The sequence below is a fragment of the Vibrio sp. B183 genome (genome assembly GCF_000740665.1).
GTDB lineage: Bacteria > Pseudomonadota > Gammaproteobacteria > Enterobacterales > Vibrionaceae > Vibrio > Vibrio coralliilyticus.
This window is the reverse complement of the sequence record NZ_JPQB01000009.1, coordinates 53,740-71,160: the sequence shown is the minus strand read 5'-3', so window position 1 is coordinate 71,160 and position 17,421 is coordinate 53,740. Positions and strand designations below refer to the sequence as shown.

General features: G+C 46.7%; 13 protein-coding genes and 5 tRNA genes. 5 read left to right on the top strand and 13 right to left on the bottom strand.

Going from position 1 to position 17,421, the window contains the following annotated elements; genetic code table 11:
* Positions 1-42: 42 nt before the first annotated feature.
* The 5 genes from IX95_RS10730 to IX95_RS10710 all read left to right on the top strand — a co-directional run bounded on the left by IX95_RS10730 (position 43) and on the right by IX95_RS10710 (position 537).
* Positions 43-118 (top strand) — tRNA-Phe (locus tag IX95_RS10730).
* Between the two features lie 53 nt (positions 119-171).
* Positions 172-247, top strand: a tRNA-Thr gene (locus IX95_RS10725).
* Between the two features lie 18 nt (positions 248-265).
* Positions 266-341: transfer RNA gene (locus IX95_RS10720), tRNA-Asn, on the top strand.
* A gap of 40 nt (positions 342-381) precedes the next feature.
* Positions 382-457: transfer RNA gene (locus tag IX95_RS10715), tRNA-Thr, on the top strand.
* 4 nt (positions 458-461) lie between these two features.
* A tRNA-Asn gene (locus IX95_RS10710) sits at positions 462-537 on the top strand.
* Between the two features lie 303 nt (positions 538-840).
* Here the strand turns inward: IX95_RS10710 and tldD are convergent.
* From tldD to IX95_RS10645, 13 genes are all read right to left on the bottom strand, one after another.
* Positions 841-2,286, bottom strand: coding sequence for a metalloprotease TldD (gene tldD, locus IX95_RS10705; RefSeq protein WP_038159714.1), 1,446 nt, complete (start codon positions 2,284-2,286; stop codon positions 841-843).
* A gap of 9 nt (positions 2,287-2,295) precedes the next feature.
* On the bottom strand, positions 2,296-3,114 hold the full coding sequence (locus tag IX95_RS10700; RefSeq protein ID WP_006958276.1) for a carbon-nitrogen hydrolase family protein: 819 nt from the start codon (positions 3,112-3,114) through the stop codon (positions 2,296-2,298).
* A gap of 12 nt (positions 3,115-3,126) precedes the next feature.
* Positions 3,127-7,002: a YhdP family protein gene (locus IX95_RS10695; RefSeq protein WP_038159712.1), complete on the bottom strand. Its 3,876-nt coding sequence runs from the start codon at positions 7,000-7,002 to the stop codon at positions 3,127-3,129.
* Between the two features lie 7 nt (positions 7,003-7,009).
* On the bottom strand, positions 7,010-8,479 hold the full coding sequence (gene rng, locus IX95_RS10690; RefSeq protein WP_006958278.1) for a ribonuclease G: 1,470 nt from the start codon (positions 8,477-8,479) through the stop codon (positions 7,010-7,012).
* Positions 8,480-8,501: 22 nt separating this feature from the next.
* The gene (locus IX95_RS10685) at positions 8,502-9,062 is read right to left on the bottom strand and encodes a Maf family protein (RefSeq protein ID WP_038159710.1); all 561 of its coding nucleotides are present in this window, start codon (positions 9,060-9,062) and stop codon (positions 8,502-8,504) included.
* A gap of 3 nt (positions 9,063-9,065) precedes the next feature.
* Entirely contained in the window at positions 9,066-9,554 is a 489-nt protein-coding gene (mreD, locus tag IX95_RS10680) for a rod shape-determining protein MreD (RefSeq protein WP_006958280.1), read from the bottom strand.
* Positions 9,544-10,431, bottom strand: coding sequence for a rod shape-determining protein MreC (mreC, locus tag IX95_RS10675; protein WP_006958281.1), 888 nt, complete (start codon positions 10,429-10,431; stop codon positions 9,544-9,546). The genes mreD and mreC overlap by 11 nt, the downstream gene beginning before the upstream one ends.
* A gap of 57 nt (positions 10,432-10,488) precedes the next feature.
* A complete protein-coding gene (locus IX95_RS10670; protein ID WP_004747218.1) occupies positions 10,489-11,532 on the bottom strand; it encodes a rod shape-determining protein in 1,044 nt (347 codons plus the stop codon).
* A 154-nt stretch (positions 11,533-11,686) separates the two neighbouring features.
* Positions 11,687-15,166 (bottom strand): DUF6701 domain-containing protein, encoded by a 3,480-nt coding sequence (locus tag IX95_RS10665; protein ID WP_038159706.1) that lies wholly within the window; start codon positions 15,164-15,166, stop codon positions 11,687-11,689.
* Positions 15,163-15,576 carry a hypothetical protein gene (locus IX95_RS10660; protein WP_029236261.1) on the bottom strand — a complete coding sequence of 138 codons (414 nt, stop codon included), beginning with the start codon at positions 15,574-15,576 and terminating at the stop codon, positions 15,163-15,165. The genes IX95_RS10665 and IX95_RS10660 overlap by 4 nt, the downstream gene beginning before the upstream one ends.
* Complete coding sequence (locus tag IX95_RS10655; protein ID WP_171353958.1) at positions 15,548-16,324, bottom strand: PilW family protein; 777 nt, start codon at positions 16,322-16,324, stop codon at positions 15,548-15,550. The genes IX95_RS10660 and IX95_RS10655 overlap by 29 nt, the downstream gene beginning before the upstream one ends.
* Positions 16,321-16,899, bottom strand: coding sequence for a prepilin-type N-terminal cleavage/methylation domain-containing protein (locus IX95_RS10650; protein WP_081885426.1), 579 nt, complete (start codon positions 16,897-16,899; stop codon positions 16,321-16,323). Before IX95_RS10650 ends, IX95_RS10655 begins: the two co-directional genes overlap by 4 nt.
* Positions 16,877-17,368 (bottom strand): prepilin-type N-terminal cleavage/methylation domain-containing protein, encoded by a 492-nt coding sequence (locus IX95_RS10645; protein WP_038159698.1) that lies wholly within the window; start codon positions 17,366-17,368, stop codon positions 16,877-16,879. Before IX95_RS10645 ends, IX95_RS10650 begins: the two co-directional genes overlap by 23 nt.
* Positions 17,369-17,421: the final 53 nt, after the last annotated feature.

Genomic DNA, 17,421 nt, shown 5'->3' with positions numbered 1-17,421 from the left:
ATGTTGACCTCCAAGGCGAAAAGCCTTTTAATACACCTCGTCGCCCGGATAGCTCAGTCGGTAGAGCAGAGGATTGAAAATCCTCGTGTCGGTGGTTCGATTCCGCCTCCGGGCACCACAATTTATTAGTTGTTGGTGCTTAGCACGAACAATAGTTAAAGAATAAAGTGTGCCGACTTAGCTCAGTAGGTAGAGCAACTGACTTGTAATCAGTAGGTCACCAGTTCGATTCCGGTAGTCGGCACCATTTCTTTAAATGAATAATTCCCCCTTAGTTCAGTTGGTAGAACGGCGGACTGTTAATCCGTATGTCGCAGGTTCGAGTCCCGCAGGGGGAGCCATATTCAATCGATGAGTGAAAACTTGTTGATTAAAAAAGGCGCCGACTTAGCTCAGTAGGTAGAGCAACTGACTTGTAATCAGTAGGTCACCAGTTCGATTCCGGTAGTCGGCACCATTATTCCCCCTTAGTTCAGTTGGTAGAACGGCGGACTGTTAATCCGTATGTCGCAGGTTCGAGTCCCGCAGGGGGAGCCATATTAGAAAAAGCCTCATCACACGATGAGGCTTTTTCGTATCTAATGCTCCTGATTTTGTCTCAGACCTAGCCGGCCGCGTTGAGTCCCGCAGGGGGAGCCATATTCAAGAAGCCAAGTCGAAAGGCTTGGCTTTTTTCGTTTTTAACTACAACTTACTTGTTTCAAGTAAATGTCTCCGTTCTGCACGTCCACCTCTCTTCACACACTGAAAATAGCAAACCGAAAACAAGAACTACGAAACTAAAAAAGGGCTGGCACGTTAGCGCCAACCCTTTCTAAATAGCGATATTTCTTGCGGCTATTACTCAGTACCACCTACGGTTAGAGAATCCAGCTTCAATGTCGGTTGTCCTACGCCTACAGGCACGCTCTGACCTGCTTTACCGCAGACACCCACACCTCGGTCAATGCTAAGGTCATTACCGACCATAGAGACTTGCTGCATCGCTTCAATGCCTGAACCGATCAGAGTCGCACCTTTCACAGGGCGAGTAATCTTACCGTCTTCAATCAGGTACGCTTCTGATGCGGAGAACACGAATTTACCTGAAGTGATATCCACCTGACCACCACCAAAGTTTGGCGCATAAAGGCCTTTCTTCACCGTAGAGATGATCTCTTCCGGTGTATGTTGGCCTGGGAGCATGTAGGTGTTGGTCATACGCGGCATTGGAAGGTGCGCATAAGATTCACGACGGCCATTCCCTGTCGGTGCAACACCCATCAAGCGCGCATTGTGCTTATCCTGCATGTAACCTTTAAGAACACCGTTTTCAATCAAGGTGTTGTATTGACCGGCCACCCCTTCGTCATCGATGTTAAGAGAGCCGCGTAGGTCTTTCAAAGTGCCGTCATCAACAATAGTACAAAGCTCAGAGGTGACTTTCTCACCAACCTTGCCGCTAAATACCGAAGATTCCTTACGGTTAAAGTCCCCTTCCAGCCCGTGGCCTACGGCCTCATGAAGCAATACACCAGGCCAGCCTGAGCCTAATACAACCGGCATTGCACCCGCTGGTGCAGCTTCAGCTTCAAGGTTAACTAGCGCCATACGAATCGCTTCATCAGCGTAGTGATAGGCTACTTTGATACCCTGCTCTTCCGTCAAAAAGAAGTCATAACCAAATCGGCCGCCACCACCAGCACTACCTCGCTCACGACGTCCACCACGCTGAGCCAGTACACTGATAGACAAGCGTACCAACGGGCGAACATCACCAGCATATGTACCATCTGTTGCCGCTACAAGCATTTGCTCGTGCACACCGCTTAGGCTTACCGACACTTCTTTGATCAGCGGCTCTTTAGTCCGAATGTAAGCATCCAGTTCTTTAAGCAGCTGAGTCTTTTGTTCTTTCTTCCAGCTTTCGAGCGGATTCACTGCTGCGTAAACCTGCTGATTGTCACTGCGTTTAAATGCCTGCACCTGAGCACTTTGGCCTTGTTGAGCAATACCACGCGCAGCGATTGCGCTCTGCTTCAGGCCTTCAAGTTGGATTTGATCTGAGTATGCGAAACCCGTTTTTTCACCAGCGATTGCGCGAACACCAACCCCTCGGTCAATGTTAAACGAACCATCTTTGATGATGCTGTCTTCCAGAACCAAAGATTCATGCCAGCTCGACTGAAAATAGATATCTGCGTAGTCAATCTGACGGCTAGCAATGCTCGATAAGGTCTCTGCAATGTCCTGCTCGGTCAGACCTGCCGAGTTTAGCAATGCGTCTTCTACTTGGTTTATTGTCATACTTCGCTCTTAAACATGTAAATGGTTTTGGAACCGGGTGTGGTTGAGAGTCGGCATCGCAGCGCGGATTTCCTTGACTCTGTCTAGGTCAATATCGACCAGCAGGTTTTGAGGTTGTTTGTTCAAGCTGGCCAAAACCTCTCCCCATGGAGACACTACCATAGAATGCCCCCAAGTTTCTCGGCCACATGGATGGACGCCTGTCTGGTTCACAGCGATAACCCAGCTTTGAGTTTCAATTGCGCGAGCCCTGAGTAAAGGCTCCCAATGAGCCTCTCCCGTAACTGCAGTAAATGCCGCGGGAACCAGCAATACGTTAGCACCTCTCTGCGCCAGTTCACTGTATAGCTGTGGAAAACGGACATCATAGCAGATTGTCAGCCCCAAATGAGCGACGGGCGTATCGACTGACACAATTTGTTGGCCTGGGCGGAAGGTTTCTGACTCACGATAGCGCTGGTGCGCATCTGCGACGTCAACATCAAACATATGTAGCTTGTCATAGTGAGCAATCAACGCCCCATGCGGATCGAAGACCAGAGAAGTCGTCGTCACACCATCATCACAGCGAATTGGCATACTGCCCACAACAAGAAATACCTTCGCATCTTTTGCAATCTGTGAAAGCTGGCTTTGAATTGGCCCCTGATTAAGCGGCTCAGCCAGCGTGTGGTAATCGGCTCGATTGCCAAAGACTAAGCTGTTTTCGGGTGTCACTACCAGCTTCGCGCCTGCCTCAGCGAGAGTCACTACCTGTTGCTGGATATAGGCCAGATTCTCTTGCGCATCTGGCCCTGATGTCATCTGAATTAGTCCCACTCGCTCCATGAGTGATTCTCCTTATTCAATCGATTCGCGTAAATTTTCCGGCAGTTTAAACTCACCTTTGCTTCGCGACAGCTCTTTAACCACTGGCGCATCCAACGGGCCTTTGACTTCGTAGTTAACCTGAGTAAAGACCTCAACCACAGGTGAAATTACCGTGGTAATAGCCAAAACATACAACGCGGTTTGCGGCGTAACGGCAAAGGCGGTGAGAACCGGAATACCCGATGTGATATCTGGAACAAAATTTACTTCTGCATCTACTGTGCGTGAGTTGAGGTTTGCCAGACCTTTGATCGACATGTCCCCTGCAACGGCATCCATCTTGATGTCATTGGTCAGGAAGATGCCGTTTTTGATCTCACCACTGCCGGTGATAGAGTCAAAGGCCATACCGTTATCAAACACATCGCTAAAATCGAGCTGCATTTTGCGAATAATAGAATCGAGACTGAATAAACCCAGTAGGCGCGCCGCTCCACTGACATCTGAGATTTGGCCTTTACCCAGCTTGGTCGAGACATGGCCTTGCAGAGTATTCACCTTCATCGACCATGGTGAGCCATCCCATTCCACTTTAGAGTCAATTTCGAACGGAGCCTTCTGAATACCCGACGTGATACCAAATCGTTCCATCACGTCACTGTTATTCTCACCTGACATCACTATGTTAAATTTAGTATGACTCTGATCTTTCGTTAGAAGCCAAGAGCCATTCATATCAACTTTGTTAGCACCGCTTTGGAAAGACAGCTTCTTCCATTCTAGACGCTCCCCTTGGCGCTGCAGATCCAAGTGTGTCTTACCCACTTTGTAACCTTGCAGCCAGAAGTCATCGATAGTGAGAGTGATATTTGGAATTTGCTCATGGAAAGAACGTTCAAAATCACTGATCAGTTCTTTCTGATCTTTGCCTGCTTCAAACAGAGTCGTGTCTTTGTATTCAGTATCTAAGGCAGGGATATAAACATGCAGCCTATCGAGTGCGACAGAAAGGTCGTATGGCTCAATATAGCTCGCTTCACCAGCCGCCTCCTGACTATCTAAACTCATGTGCCAGTCAAGGTTCTTACGCTTTGCCGTGAAATCGACGTCATTCCACTCAATACCCGCGAGAGTCAACTCACCAACATCCAATTCAACTCGATCAGGAGTAGGAATTTGTGGAGTGTTCATGTCGGCAAGCACCGCTTTAGTGGTATTGGAGGTAGAACGAGATAACAACTCAGCCCACTGGTCGATATCAAACTTATCTGTACGTATCTGAGCCTGATGTCCTGCTACTGGGCTAATTTTGAAGCTACCCTTACCCAATATTAGATTGGTTGCTTTCAAGACCGGCGTCTCAGGACGAATATCAATTTCGGTTTGATACTTAAGACCAGGCAGTTGCAGTCGAGCGGTAATGCTTTCCTGATTGCCAGAAGCTTGCATGCTCGCCTTACCCGATTGGTATAGTTCTTTATTCAACGGATAAGGATAGTGACTACTTACCATCTTCAGGTCGGCACTGGTATCAAGCTGATAGGTGAAGCCAACATCATTAAGTTGAATGTCGACCCCCATACGCCACGGCGCATGACCGTCCAAAGGCCCCATCCACTGCCCACCAACATAAGGAGTCAGCGGTTTCAGATCCCAATCGCCAACCACATCGATATTAACACCGTAGCCCTGACCGGCATTTTCGCCGGCAAAGTCTATCGCTACGGGCTGTTTTAATAGATGCGCAGACAAACCAGCTGCGCTGACGACGTCATTATCGAACTCAACACGACCTGACACCGTTTCCAGCGTCATGGGAGGCGTTTCAATCGTGACCTGATTTTCATCTAGATCAGCGTAGCCCCAAGCGCGTGCTTCTTCGTCGGAACTGAATGGAATATCAAGTTGGAAGCTCGATGTCACTTTGCCGTCAACCATGACCGCGGTTAACGCCGCGCCAACTGAATCGACGAGTGGCGATGCTGTCATATAGTCACGCACCGCATTACCTTGAGCAACAGCGCTAGCTTCAATTTCAATATGACCACCGGGAGCTAGCTCCGGAATGACCCCACTAATTCGCGTCGCTTTGACATCCATTAGGGTAGCGCTGCGAGAGTTAAGGTACATGGAATCATTCTGGAACAACAAATCCAGCTGCAAGTCAGTGATCGGTGGCCAAGCCGTATCAAAACTGAACTTCGCTTTCTTTAGCCCTACCCACGCTTGAAACATGCCATTGTTCTTGCGGTATGGGAAATCACCCAGTTCACCATACCAAAGTAGCTTAGCAGTATTGACTTTACCTGCCTGAATCGCAGTGGAAAGGTAATCTGTTAATTCTCGTCCAAGAGCCAATGCGGGTAAATAACGCCAGGTTTCCCCTGCGTTATATAAATCGGCTTCTGCGTAAAATGATAAGAATGGGCTTTTATCTTTAGGGAAATCTAGTCGAAATGCGCCCAACACCTGAAGATCTGGCGTTGCCGCCGTGACTTTATCTGCCCATAAACTCCAACCATCAGCGCTGTTCTGCCACACCATGTCTACCTGACCTTGCTTAATGTTCAATGGTGCCTGAAAAACATCACCGTAAGGCAGTACGTCATCAATGATCTCCACGCTGGCCTTAGCTTGATGGGCGTTACCAGACACTTTTGCAGAGAGGTGATGCAGACCTGGCAACAGTTCCCATTGCTTCATAGAGCCATCGCTGAGCTGGGCTGAGTATTTCAGAGAGTCTAGGTTATCTTTTTCCATCGACACTCGAATATCTTCCACTAAACCACCAAGGTCTAACGTTTCTAGCAGCTTAGTAGTTTGCTTCGATTCCGGCGCCAACTTAACCAATGGAGAAATGGCTTTCAAATCAAGCTGCGAGGCATTGAGCAGCCAGTGCTCTGGTTGCCAATTGAAAGCAATATCAAGCTCAGGCCACAGTTGTCCATCCGTTTGCAGCACAAGTGAGTGAGCATTCACTTGCCAGCCTTCCGCTTTAGGCTCCAATTGCAATATGCCTGACTCAATCAGCAGCTCGTGCTCGTTGCCTTCTTTCCAGATGAGTTCAGAAGGCTCCAATTCAACATACGCGTTGGTTGGTTTGCTGTGCTCTAACGTGATCCAGCTGTTTAAACTAACCTTGCCTTTTTCAATACCGGTTTCCGTTTTGAGATACTTAGTCAGCCAAGGCGTAACCAGTACATTGTCCACCGCTAAGTAAAACTCACCACTCACCTCAGCTAAGGAACCGTGATCGACAAAGTTCGCTTTAACTTGCACTGAGTTCAAGTTACTGTGCGCAATGCTAACTTCACCATCGGCGATATGACGCTGACCTTTGTTTTGCCAAAACAGCTTTGCGATTTCCAACTCTCGTATCGAACCATCAATACCTTGCAGTATGATCTCAGAGTCAACCAATGAGAAACTGTCCAGCTGACGCAGCAATAGCTGGTCCAGTTGCTGAACCACGCTTTTCTGATCACCTTGCGGTTGCATCGCCGTTTTTTCACCAGACTGCACCCACTCTATAGTACTCATATCCAGCTTAAGGTTATGAATACTCAGGTCGGCGATGACGGGCCGCATATCAATCACAGATTGAATCAGATCAAATTCAACTTCAACGGTTTGAGCAGAAAAGTGAATCCCACTGCTTTCCGGGGTGTTTGCCCGTACATTTTGCAATGAGATGGAGGGGTGAGTATTACGCCAAAAACCACTAATCTGATCGATTTCAAAATCCAGAGTCGAACCCTTGTTTACCCATGTTTGGATTTCATCTTGGAAACGATTGAGCTGTGGCAGCGTAATACGCAGAGTTGTGATGGCAATAGCTAAGGCGACCATCAGAGTCACCAATAGCCACAGTAATACCTGAATTAAGCGTCTAGCGGTTGTGTTCACAAAAAGCCTACATCATGACAACGTCAAATTGCTCTTGAATATAAAGAGGCTCTGCCTGAACTTTGACCTGCTTGCCAATAAAGACTTCGAGTTCTGCCAATGCGTGCGATTCATCGCCTTGCAAGGCATCCGCGACAGAAGGGGAAGCGTAAACCACGAATTTATCCGCCTCATACGCTCGGTTAACTCTGGTGATTTCGCGAAGAATCTCATAACAAACAGATTCAACGGTTTTGACACTTCCACGCCCCTCACAAGTTGGACAAGTAGAACATAGGATATGTTCAATACTTTCACGTGTTCGCTTACGTGTCATTTCGACCAAACCCAGCTGGGTGAAGCCGTTAATATTGGTCTTAACTCTGTCTTTGTCGAGCGCCGCTTCTAATGAAGTAAGTACACGCTTACGGTGCTCTTCAGAAAGCATGTCAATGAAGTCAATAATGATGATGCCACCCAGATTACGCAGACGCAGTTGGCGTGCGATAGCCTGAGTTGCTTCAACATTGGTATTGAATATGGTTTCTTCAAGATTTCGACGACCGACGAATGCACCCGTATTTATGTCGACTGTCGTCATGGCTTCAGTTTGATCAATGATCAAATAGCCACCTGACTTAAGTTCCACTTTACGTTCCAAAGAACGTTGAATTTCGTTCTCTGTGTCGTACATATCGAAGATTGGCTTATCACCTTCGTATAACTCCAGTTTACTCGTCAGCTCTGGTACGTATTCTGAGGTGAATTCTTTGAGGTTCTCAAATTCTAAGCGAGAATCAACCAGTATTTTGGTCAGTTCAGTGCCGACAAAATCACGTAGAATGCGTTGTGATAACCCGAGTTCACCATAAAGTGTCGAGCGTGTTTTGTACTTAGAACGGCGCTCATTGACCTTTGACCAGAGTCGTTTTAGAAAAGCGGCATCTTGAGATAGCTCAGTATCATCCGCGCCTTCAGCTGCAGTCCGGATAATAAAGCCGCCATCTTCATCACAGTAGTGACCAACAACCTTTTTCAGGCGGTTGCGTTCTTCTTCGCTCTCAATACGTTGTGAGACGCCGACATGACTCGCCCCTGGCATAAAGACCAAGTAGCGGGAAGGTAAGGTGATGTCTGTGGTCAGGCGTGCGCCTTTGGTGCCAAGCGGGTCTTTCACCACCTGGACGACAATGTCTTGTCCTTGGCGAACCAGCTCAGAGATATCTCTGACTTGAAACTGTTGTTTCTCATTCTCTGCCACACACTCTGTGTGAGGAACAATGTCAGAAGCATGAAGAAATGCCGCTTTGTCTAAGCCAATATCAACAAATGCCGCTTGCATCCCCGGCAGGACTCGGCTGACTTTGCCTTTGTATATATTGCCGACAATACCGCGCTTTGCTTCACGTTCCACATGGATCTCTTGTAGGGTTCCCCCTTCAATCATGGCCACACGAGTTTCACTCGGGGTCACGTTGATTAGCAACTCTGCACTCATCGGCGCACCTCAAAATTTTAAATTATAAGAATTTGTGCAAGAGCTGGTCCGTTTCGAATAATGGGAGGCCTACCACAGCATGATAGCTACCCTCAATACGCGTTACGAAACGGCCTCCGATACCCTGGATTCCATAGCTACCAGCTTTATCGCATGGTTCACCCGTATGCCAATATTGTTCTATCTCGTTTTCTGACAAAGGTTTAAACCATACGTCTGTAGTCACCACTACAGTTTCTTGTTGTTCTTTATTGGCCACTGTCACTGCTGTCATCACCTGATGACAACGATCTGACAGCGACATCAGCATCTGTTTAGCATGTTCCAGATCATCGGGCTTTTCCAGAACGGTGTTGTCACAAACAACGATGGTATCTGAGCCAATGACAACAGCTTCACTTGCGAGCGCTAACCCCGCGAGCGCTTTATCTTTAGATAGGCGTGCGACGTACTGCTTTGGGTTTTCATCTGATGACTGACTTTCTTCGACATCGGTTCGAATAACAGTAAACGAATGACCTAATTGTGATAGCAGTTCTTTGCGTCTCGGTGATCCTGACGCCAACACCAACTTTTTCATCATCAATTACCTTACATGCCAATGTCGTCTGACTCTGCGCATCAACAGGAATAACCACGGCCACAGAATACAGTTTATCAAGCCACTCCACAGAGACAGCAGATTAAATGTAATGTCCTGTATCAGGTATTCTCCTGAGAAAATCAGAACATCCAAAACAATAGAGAGCAAGCCAATTAGCATCGCTTGCTGCCAAAGGGCCATATTCCTCAAGACCAAGAAGTTAAGCGCCACCAGATAAACGACGATCGACATCATCATACCGCGAATACCCAAGGTGGAACCGAGCAACAAGTCCCACAGCAAGCCAAGTATCAAAGCGGTACCGACATTGACTCGATGTGGCAATGCCAACACCCAGTAACAAACCACAAGAAACAGCCAAGAAGGTCTTAGCACATCCAATACGCCAGGCCATGGAATAGTCTGAAGGGTTAAGGCTATTAAAAACGAAAAGGCAATGACCATTTTGCCTTTAAATACACTATTCGCCATTACCGCTTACCTCTTGCATATTACTTGGTAATGCCTGTTGAATCTTGTCCTGACGAGAATCATTTGGCCAGATGAGAAGCAAATAACGTAGGCGTTCAAAATCGACGACAGGTTCAGCTTCAATCGCCGCGAATTCACGCGCAGTGTCGCGGACAACGTTCACCACGTGCGCCACTGGATACCCTTCTGGGTACACTCCACCCAAACCGGAAGTAACCAGTAGGTCGTCTTCCTGAATATCGAGGCTGATCGGAATATGGTCTAGGTTGATTCTGTCTATCTTGCTGTTGCCTGATGCGATAACACGGATGTCATTACGAATAACCTGAACAGGGATAGCACTCTGGCTATCTGTAAGTAACAATACGCGGCTGTTATGGGCGGAAACAAAGGTTACCTGACCAACAATCCCTTTTTCGTTAGCCACAGGCTGGCCGACATAAACGCCATCTATTTGGCCTTTATCAATAACTACTTGCTGACGATATGGTGATGTATCCACGGCCATCACTTCAGTGACTACTTTGCGCTCATCTCGTACAAACGAGGAACCCAGCAGTTTACGCAAGCGCTGGTTTTCTTCACGATACTGATCCAACAGCAACATATCATTCTTGAGACGTAGAATTTCACGCTTAAGCTGATGGTTGCTCTCCATAAAGTCTTTGCGAATATTGAAGCGCTCATAGACCCCATCAAACATGGTGCGAGGGACGTCAGCCAAATACTGAATCGGAGCGACCATGCTGTTGAGTAAATAACGTACCTGAGCAAATGCGCCTAAACGACTATCAGCCAGCATAAGGCTGGCTGATATAATGACTGCGAAAAACAGGCGTAATTGAAGTGAAGGTCCTCGGCCAAAAATCGGCTTCATTGAGTATGAGTTCCTTAATCGCTCGGAATAGCCTAGCGGTTTGCTAGGCCAATTCGATTATTCTTCGCTGAATAGATCGCCACCGTGCATGTCGATCATTTCTAGAGCTTTACCGCCACCACGTGCTACACATGTCAGTGGATCTTCCGCGATAACCACTGGGATACCAGTTTCTTCCGTTAGAAGACGATCAAGATCTTTCAGTAGCGCACCACCACCTGTAAGAACCATACCGTTTTCTGAAATATCAGATGCAAGTTCTGGTGGACACTGTTCCAGCGCAACCATCACAGCTGAAACGATACCAGTCAGTGGCTCTTGCAGCGCTTCAAGAATTTCATTTGAATTTAGGCTAAAGCTACGCGGCACACCTTCAGCAAGGTTACGACCACGTACTTCAATTTCTTCAACTTCATCACCTGGGTATGCAGAACCAATCTCGTGTTTGATCTTTTCAGCTGTTGCCTCACCAATCAAGCTTCCGTAGTTACGACGAACATAGTTGATGATCGCTTCATCAAAGCGGTCACCACCAATACGTACTGAAGATGAGTAAACCACACCGTTTAGCGAGATAACCGCAACTTCCGTAGTACCACCACCGATATCAACGACCATAGAACCGGTAGGCTCAGAAACACGTAGGCCAGCACCGATTGCTGCAGCCATTGGCTCATCGATCAAATAAACTTCACGAGCGCCAGCACCAAGTGCAGACTCACGAATAGCACGACGCTCAACCTGAGTAGAACCACAAGGTACACATACCAAAACACGAGGGCTTGGCTTAAGAACACTGTTGTCATGCACTTGCTTGATAAAGTGTTGCAGCATTTTTTCGGTAACGTAGAAGTCTGCAATCACACCGTCTTTCATTGGACGAATTGCCGAGATGTTACCTGGAGTACGACCCAGCATTTGTTTTGCGGCATGGCCGACAGCAGCGACGCTTTTGCCTGCTCTGTTACGGTCCTGACGGATAGCGACTACTGAAGGCTCGTCTAGGACAATACCCTGTCCCTTGACGTAGATAAGAGTGTTGGCAGTACCTAAATCGATTGATAGATCATTAGAAAATATGCCACGAAGTTTTTTGAACATATTCTTCGCTCGTCCTGAAAGAATTAGAAGATAGAAAATTGCACTAAATGTACCAATGCCTTGCCGTATCAGCAAGGCATTGAACTATAAACATGGGCTGAAACCCGCAATTTCTAACAGATTCCTAACGAAAGTCGAAAAAATCTCGTTGTCTCTAATTCTGTTCGCTCCACCAAATGACTCGATCACTCCCTCGGTATAGACCAAATTGTGTCAGTCCTGAAGTGGAATCTTCAAAATTACCATTGCCATCTTCATCATCCCTCAGCCAAGGGACACCTTGTGTATCCATATCAAAAGAAGTAGTGATCGTTCCAGTGCTGCCAGACCCAGGTGGAGTAAACTCTATCCAAGACTCTCCACTGCTCGCAGTACCAGAAACTAGTGACGCATTGACCTCTGGCTGAGTAGGGCTACCGTTAGTTACGACCGTATATTCCCCTGATGTGAATACAAAGTTCCCAATAGCTCCAAAGCTGGTGCATGAATCATCGGTATTGGTTTCAAAGCGATTGCTTTGATAGTGTTGCAATTCCAATCGCTGCCTCACAGTTGCGATCTCAGAGCCATAGGTATCGTTGATAACCAGCCTTCCCCAACGAAGGGCCATAGCTCCATCCACGTCATCAAAGTTGATACCTTGGCAAGCACCTGAATCGTTGGACTTCAAACAAACACCATCGGAATCAGTCACATCACTCACAGTTAATACCAGCTGGAAGCTAGCAGTGAAAGGATTGATTGGCGTCGTTTCCTTGGTGTACAAAATCATCTCATTTTCTAACACCATGGTACTGCCTGTTGCAGGTGTTCTTGTCACACTCGGTGAGGCGTCAGTGTCGAGAGCCATCGTCAGACCATTATCTGCAATGTAGTTGCGGCTTCCCCAGTTATTACTGTAGCGCCACCAATCACCGATAACATAGTTAACAATAGGTGAGCCATCAGCGGCTCTAGGGCTTAGCGTCAACGCAGGGTTAGTCGAATAACCAAAAGATTGGCCAATGTAGCTAAACTTCGGTGATTGAGAACAAGCCCCCAGCAGCACTGGCGTATTCAGAATATCAGTAGACGTCGTCGGAAGTTCAAAATACGCAGGAATAAATCGTCCTATATTCCCCGTAGAGCCTGCGGCAATAGTCTTAGTCGTATTTCCATAAAATGAGCTTGGTGGAGTAACCGTAAAATTAAACACCCCAACCTCAGAGACCGACTGAGTCACACTATTGGTACCATTCAAAATCGGAACATGGTTGTATGAGGTAGCACTGATGCTTCCTGCACTTACATTGCCTGTTGAGGGCTCAACCAAACTATGAGTGAGAGTTATACCGCTATGTTTGTAGTTGGGCGTCACTTCATCATCTTGATTGTAAGCCGTCACCTTAAGAGTAAAGTCCCCTCCTGCTTTGGCGAAAACACTACAACTTGTATCCGCACTACTACAAACCCCGGTACCACTAGATGAATTTACAGCGGTAACAGTCAGATACTTAGGCGCACTTACAAAAGTATCGCTCCCTTCCAGTTTTAACCCTTGTTCATCACCTGTCCCATTAAATTCGGCATGGAGATCCATATGACCAGCATCGTCATAGTTAAGGTTAACAGAGGCTTGCCCGCTACTGTCAAAAACCAAATTGAAGTTTGTGGCCCCAGTACTGCTGGTGCCGATCTCTGTGCTATTCACCGAAACCTTAGGGGTTCCAACCAGATCTACGCCAGCGACAGGATCACGATACTGGCTCCAAAGATCCACACTCTTGGTCACATTAGCAAAACTAGGTACACACTGAGTTGCGCTATCACCTTGTTTAACCGCTTGAATCGTAGCTGTGACCGATTCTGCACCATATTTGTCAGGCACCTCAACCACAAAGCCACTATCAGAAAAAACCACATCACAGTTGTCTGCACTGAAACCACTACCGTCGTCACATAAGTTGGTTGAGAATGGTCTCGCAGGAGGTGTCGAGCCCGTCACACCCAAGGTTAAAGTCCCTGGCTGGCCCTTTCTTATCTGGAAAGTACCTGAGCCGCCAGAAAAAGTTTTTACATTTCCACCGACCCACCCTCCACCGCCATCAACTGTCGCCGGAGAAAGAGTTGCAGTCACTGAATCAGTATATAGCTCAGTACAGGTTGCATTTTTGCAGGCCTTAATGGTCACCTCTTCTGCTTTACAAGTGAGTCCTTGTCCGGTATGAGTTAGACGAAAATGATCGATTTGATCTTCTATAGGGCGGGAATTCAGCGCACAAACCTGAAAGTTGTCTATCTCATGATTATTCGTTAAATCACCTGTAGAGCCTGCAATAGATAACAAAAAATCTTCAGGGACTGCGGCTTGTGAGTATTGGCTATCCAGGACATCAATTGGACCAACAATCGTTTGCCAGTCAGCACTACCAATTTTACGGAAGATCTCGACCTGAGACTGGTTGCTAACTCTTGAGTCTACAACGATTTTATAGCGATGGATTGAGCCTGAGTTGTTATTGTCAACGGTCGGTGACAAACAGTTGCTGTTCTGATTAGTTTGACCGTTATTACAGGCACCGGCTAAGTACCGATACCCTGTTTCATTGGAACCCGAGCCCCTCAGAGCGACTGACTGACGGCGCTGCCCAGGATCACTCCCCTCTCCACCTTGAGCAGAGAAGTTCCCATATTCGTCAATACCAATACCCAACCAGCCTCCTGCAAAACCAGGCTCATTAGGCTTAAAACCGTAACCCAATGGGCCGCCAAATGCACCTGCCTTTGGTGTAACTAGTGCATCAGACAATACTACTGCAATACCATCAGCCCCAGAGCCGCCATATGCAAAATGGTCAAACTCAATTTCAACTAAGTTGTCCTTGGCTGGGAATAAACGTTGATACGTCGACGAGGTTGCCTGATCGACCAACGCTTGAGTGAACCTCAACCTATTATTGACAATTCCAGGTTGAAAGGAGCCTTTACTGGTCGATGTCACCCACAAATCAGACAAACTTCCTGAATTAAAGTCATCGGTGAAACACTCTAAAGGAAGCGTCGTGTTTTCACACATATCGATGAGATCAGCGTTTTCTATCACATCAGGATCAACCGTTACAGTGCTGTTACCTGTTGTTGTTAACGCTCCTCCAGCAGCAAGAGCCCCTGATATTTCAGCATTGCCGGCAACTTGTACGCTACCTGCAACGTAGATGATTCCGTTAATCTTGTTTTGACCAGTGATCTGCAAACTGCCAGCAACATAAATAAACAAATCCTCGGGATCACCATTAAGGTTTAATTCAGCATTCGTTAGTTGAAGAGAATCAAAATATAAACGAGTAGTTGTACCATTGGTGCTGAGCTCAGCCCTATTTTGGAAACGACCAGCGTAATAGCTGTAATCCCCGGGTGCAAAATTACTAGTTCTTAATGTCACACCTTCCCAACACAGATTACTTCCTCTAAAGCGAAAACAGTCAAGATTCCCCAGTTTGTTATTAATAACATCCGGCGGTGGAACTAAACCATTTCCCGAATGGTTTCCAGAAGGAGGGTCAGTAAAGATGTCTGTACATTGAGGCACTGCATAAGCATAAATTGGCATCATTAGCCCAAAGACGAAATAAACGATTTTCCTCATAATGCTCATTGTCTTACTCCTACCTCAATGACTCTCTGCAACTGCCACCCTCCCACTTGGCATATTCCTGTGGAGACTAACTGGAAGACTTCATTACCATCATCTAAGGCTCCTAAAGCATTGCATACCACAGAGGCCGAACATTGAGATAAACCGACTCCGTTAAAGTTAATCGTTTGTTGAACACCAACCTGACAGCTGCCATTTTGGTAAAAGCGACTTATTTCTATCTGGGCAGCAGAGCGTGCCGCCATTTCAGCTCTTGTTCCAATAACAGCAGCAATAAGCTGGTCACTGCTACGCTCTTGGTTTCTATTGGCAATAGCTGCGATGAACCCCACCACTACAACAATGATGAAGATCACCAGAAGTAACCCACTCCCTCTTTGCTTACGGCGTGTTGTAGATAAGTGCATCATGATCAAACCTAATTTGCTCTCCATTATCAGAAAACGTCAGCTCCATCTTTACCAAGCCGTTGCGTTGTAGCTGAGGAGAAGAGACAACAAAATTCACCGCAGTTAGATTACCAGCGACCCTAACACCCTGACCAAGAGAGGTATGCTCCAAAGACGCTCTATCTAGAGCATAGCCCGAATACCTCCGTAGCTCATTGTCAACCAAACAAAATGCGACTGGTTCACGGTAGAAATACAAACGGTCTGCTGGGCTCAATGTAGTAAAACCTGTGCTGGCCGTAAGACTGACATTCACCATTGTTGTCGTCGCACCACTGGCAGTAAAATCAACATCCGCACTGACTTGGGCGGTTTGGCCTGAACCATCCACGCTATCTCTCAGTTCAGAGCTATCAGTTGGATACACCACAATACGTTCGCCCGCAGTAATACTCTTCACCACAGGGAGCACTCTGATTGAAGAAGAAGCCGATGAAGGCGTAGGAAGTTCCATATATATGGCACTATTTGTAATTGGCAAAATTTCAATACAGTTATTCGCAACCACGACGCTATTTGGAATCGCTTCGCGAATTTCTCGACGCAGCCTTTCAGTGGCAAAGCGCCCCTGCTGAATTAAGGCTTCACGAGTCGATGAGTCTGAGTACAGGACCAATGATTGACGCACCACCTCTCCCACAAACAGGCCAACTATCCCTAGTAGGGTAATAGAGACAACCATTTCAATCAGAGTAAAACCGCGCATCAAAAATTCCCTTTTGTCGCTGCAAATGGATAGGTGTTCCCCTGACGATCTGTGATAGTGACGGTAATTCGCTTATAGTTTGTCATGGTGGAGGATTCCGTGCCTTGCATGGTTCCACTGACATCTTGTTCATAGAAAACCGTTATAGATACATTGTATCCTTGGTAGCCATCACTAAGGTCGTCACTAAGGTCTTCACCTAATACGTCTTGAACCACCCCATTCAGTCCGTCAAAGTCATCTACATCGTTGTACAACGTTTTATTTGTCTCTCCTGAATCTGTGCCAAGGACAGTAGCATCTGTACATAAATCTCGGCCGACGGCAGCAACGATTACACATTCAGGTAAACCGCCATTCGGCCCCGAGTTCTGATCAAAATTACGACCTAACACTTCATCTAACACTGCGCGGCCTAACTCAGCAGCTTTAACCGACGATACCTGTTCGGCACTTTGTTTACCTTTAGGAAATAGCGCAATCGACACACCACTGATAGCAATACCAATGATCACGATAACAATCACCATCTCCAATAACGAAAAACCGTTATATTTAGCAACTTGTCGGGTTCGCAAAAATACCACCTTCTGAATTGATACAAATAAATCGGCTGGTGCCAGATTGGCCCTGAATAGTCACAGTACAAGCATTAGTTGAACATTGCGAAGGACGACCTAGACTGTCAAAATCAATAAAATTACCCGAACTAATCGTTAAGGATACGCCGTCTTCATTGGCGTCAACAAAACTACTGTCGTTAGTATTAGCAGGAAAAATCGTTGTACAAGCACCAGACGTTATAGATGCCGCCATATCAATCGCTTTATTTTCATCCACAATCCAACGACCACATAAGCCATTTCGGTTCATTGCTCTGAGCTGAGTTAACCGCAACGACGATAAAACGGCTTCTTCCATTAATTGTGCATCAAAGCTGCTTATACCTACGTAGCGACTTGCAGCATAGACTGATACCACTGCAAGCAACACAATGACCATAATAAGTTCAATTAGCGTAAAGCCTCGACAAGGCTTAGCATTCATAAGATACCTAAGTAGTTAATTTTTCTAATTTGATTATAAATTAGAAAAGCTAT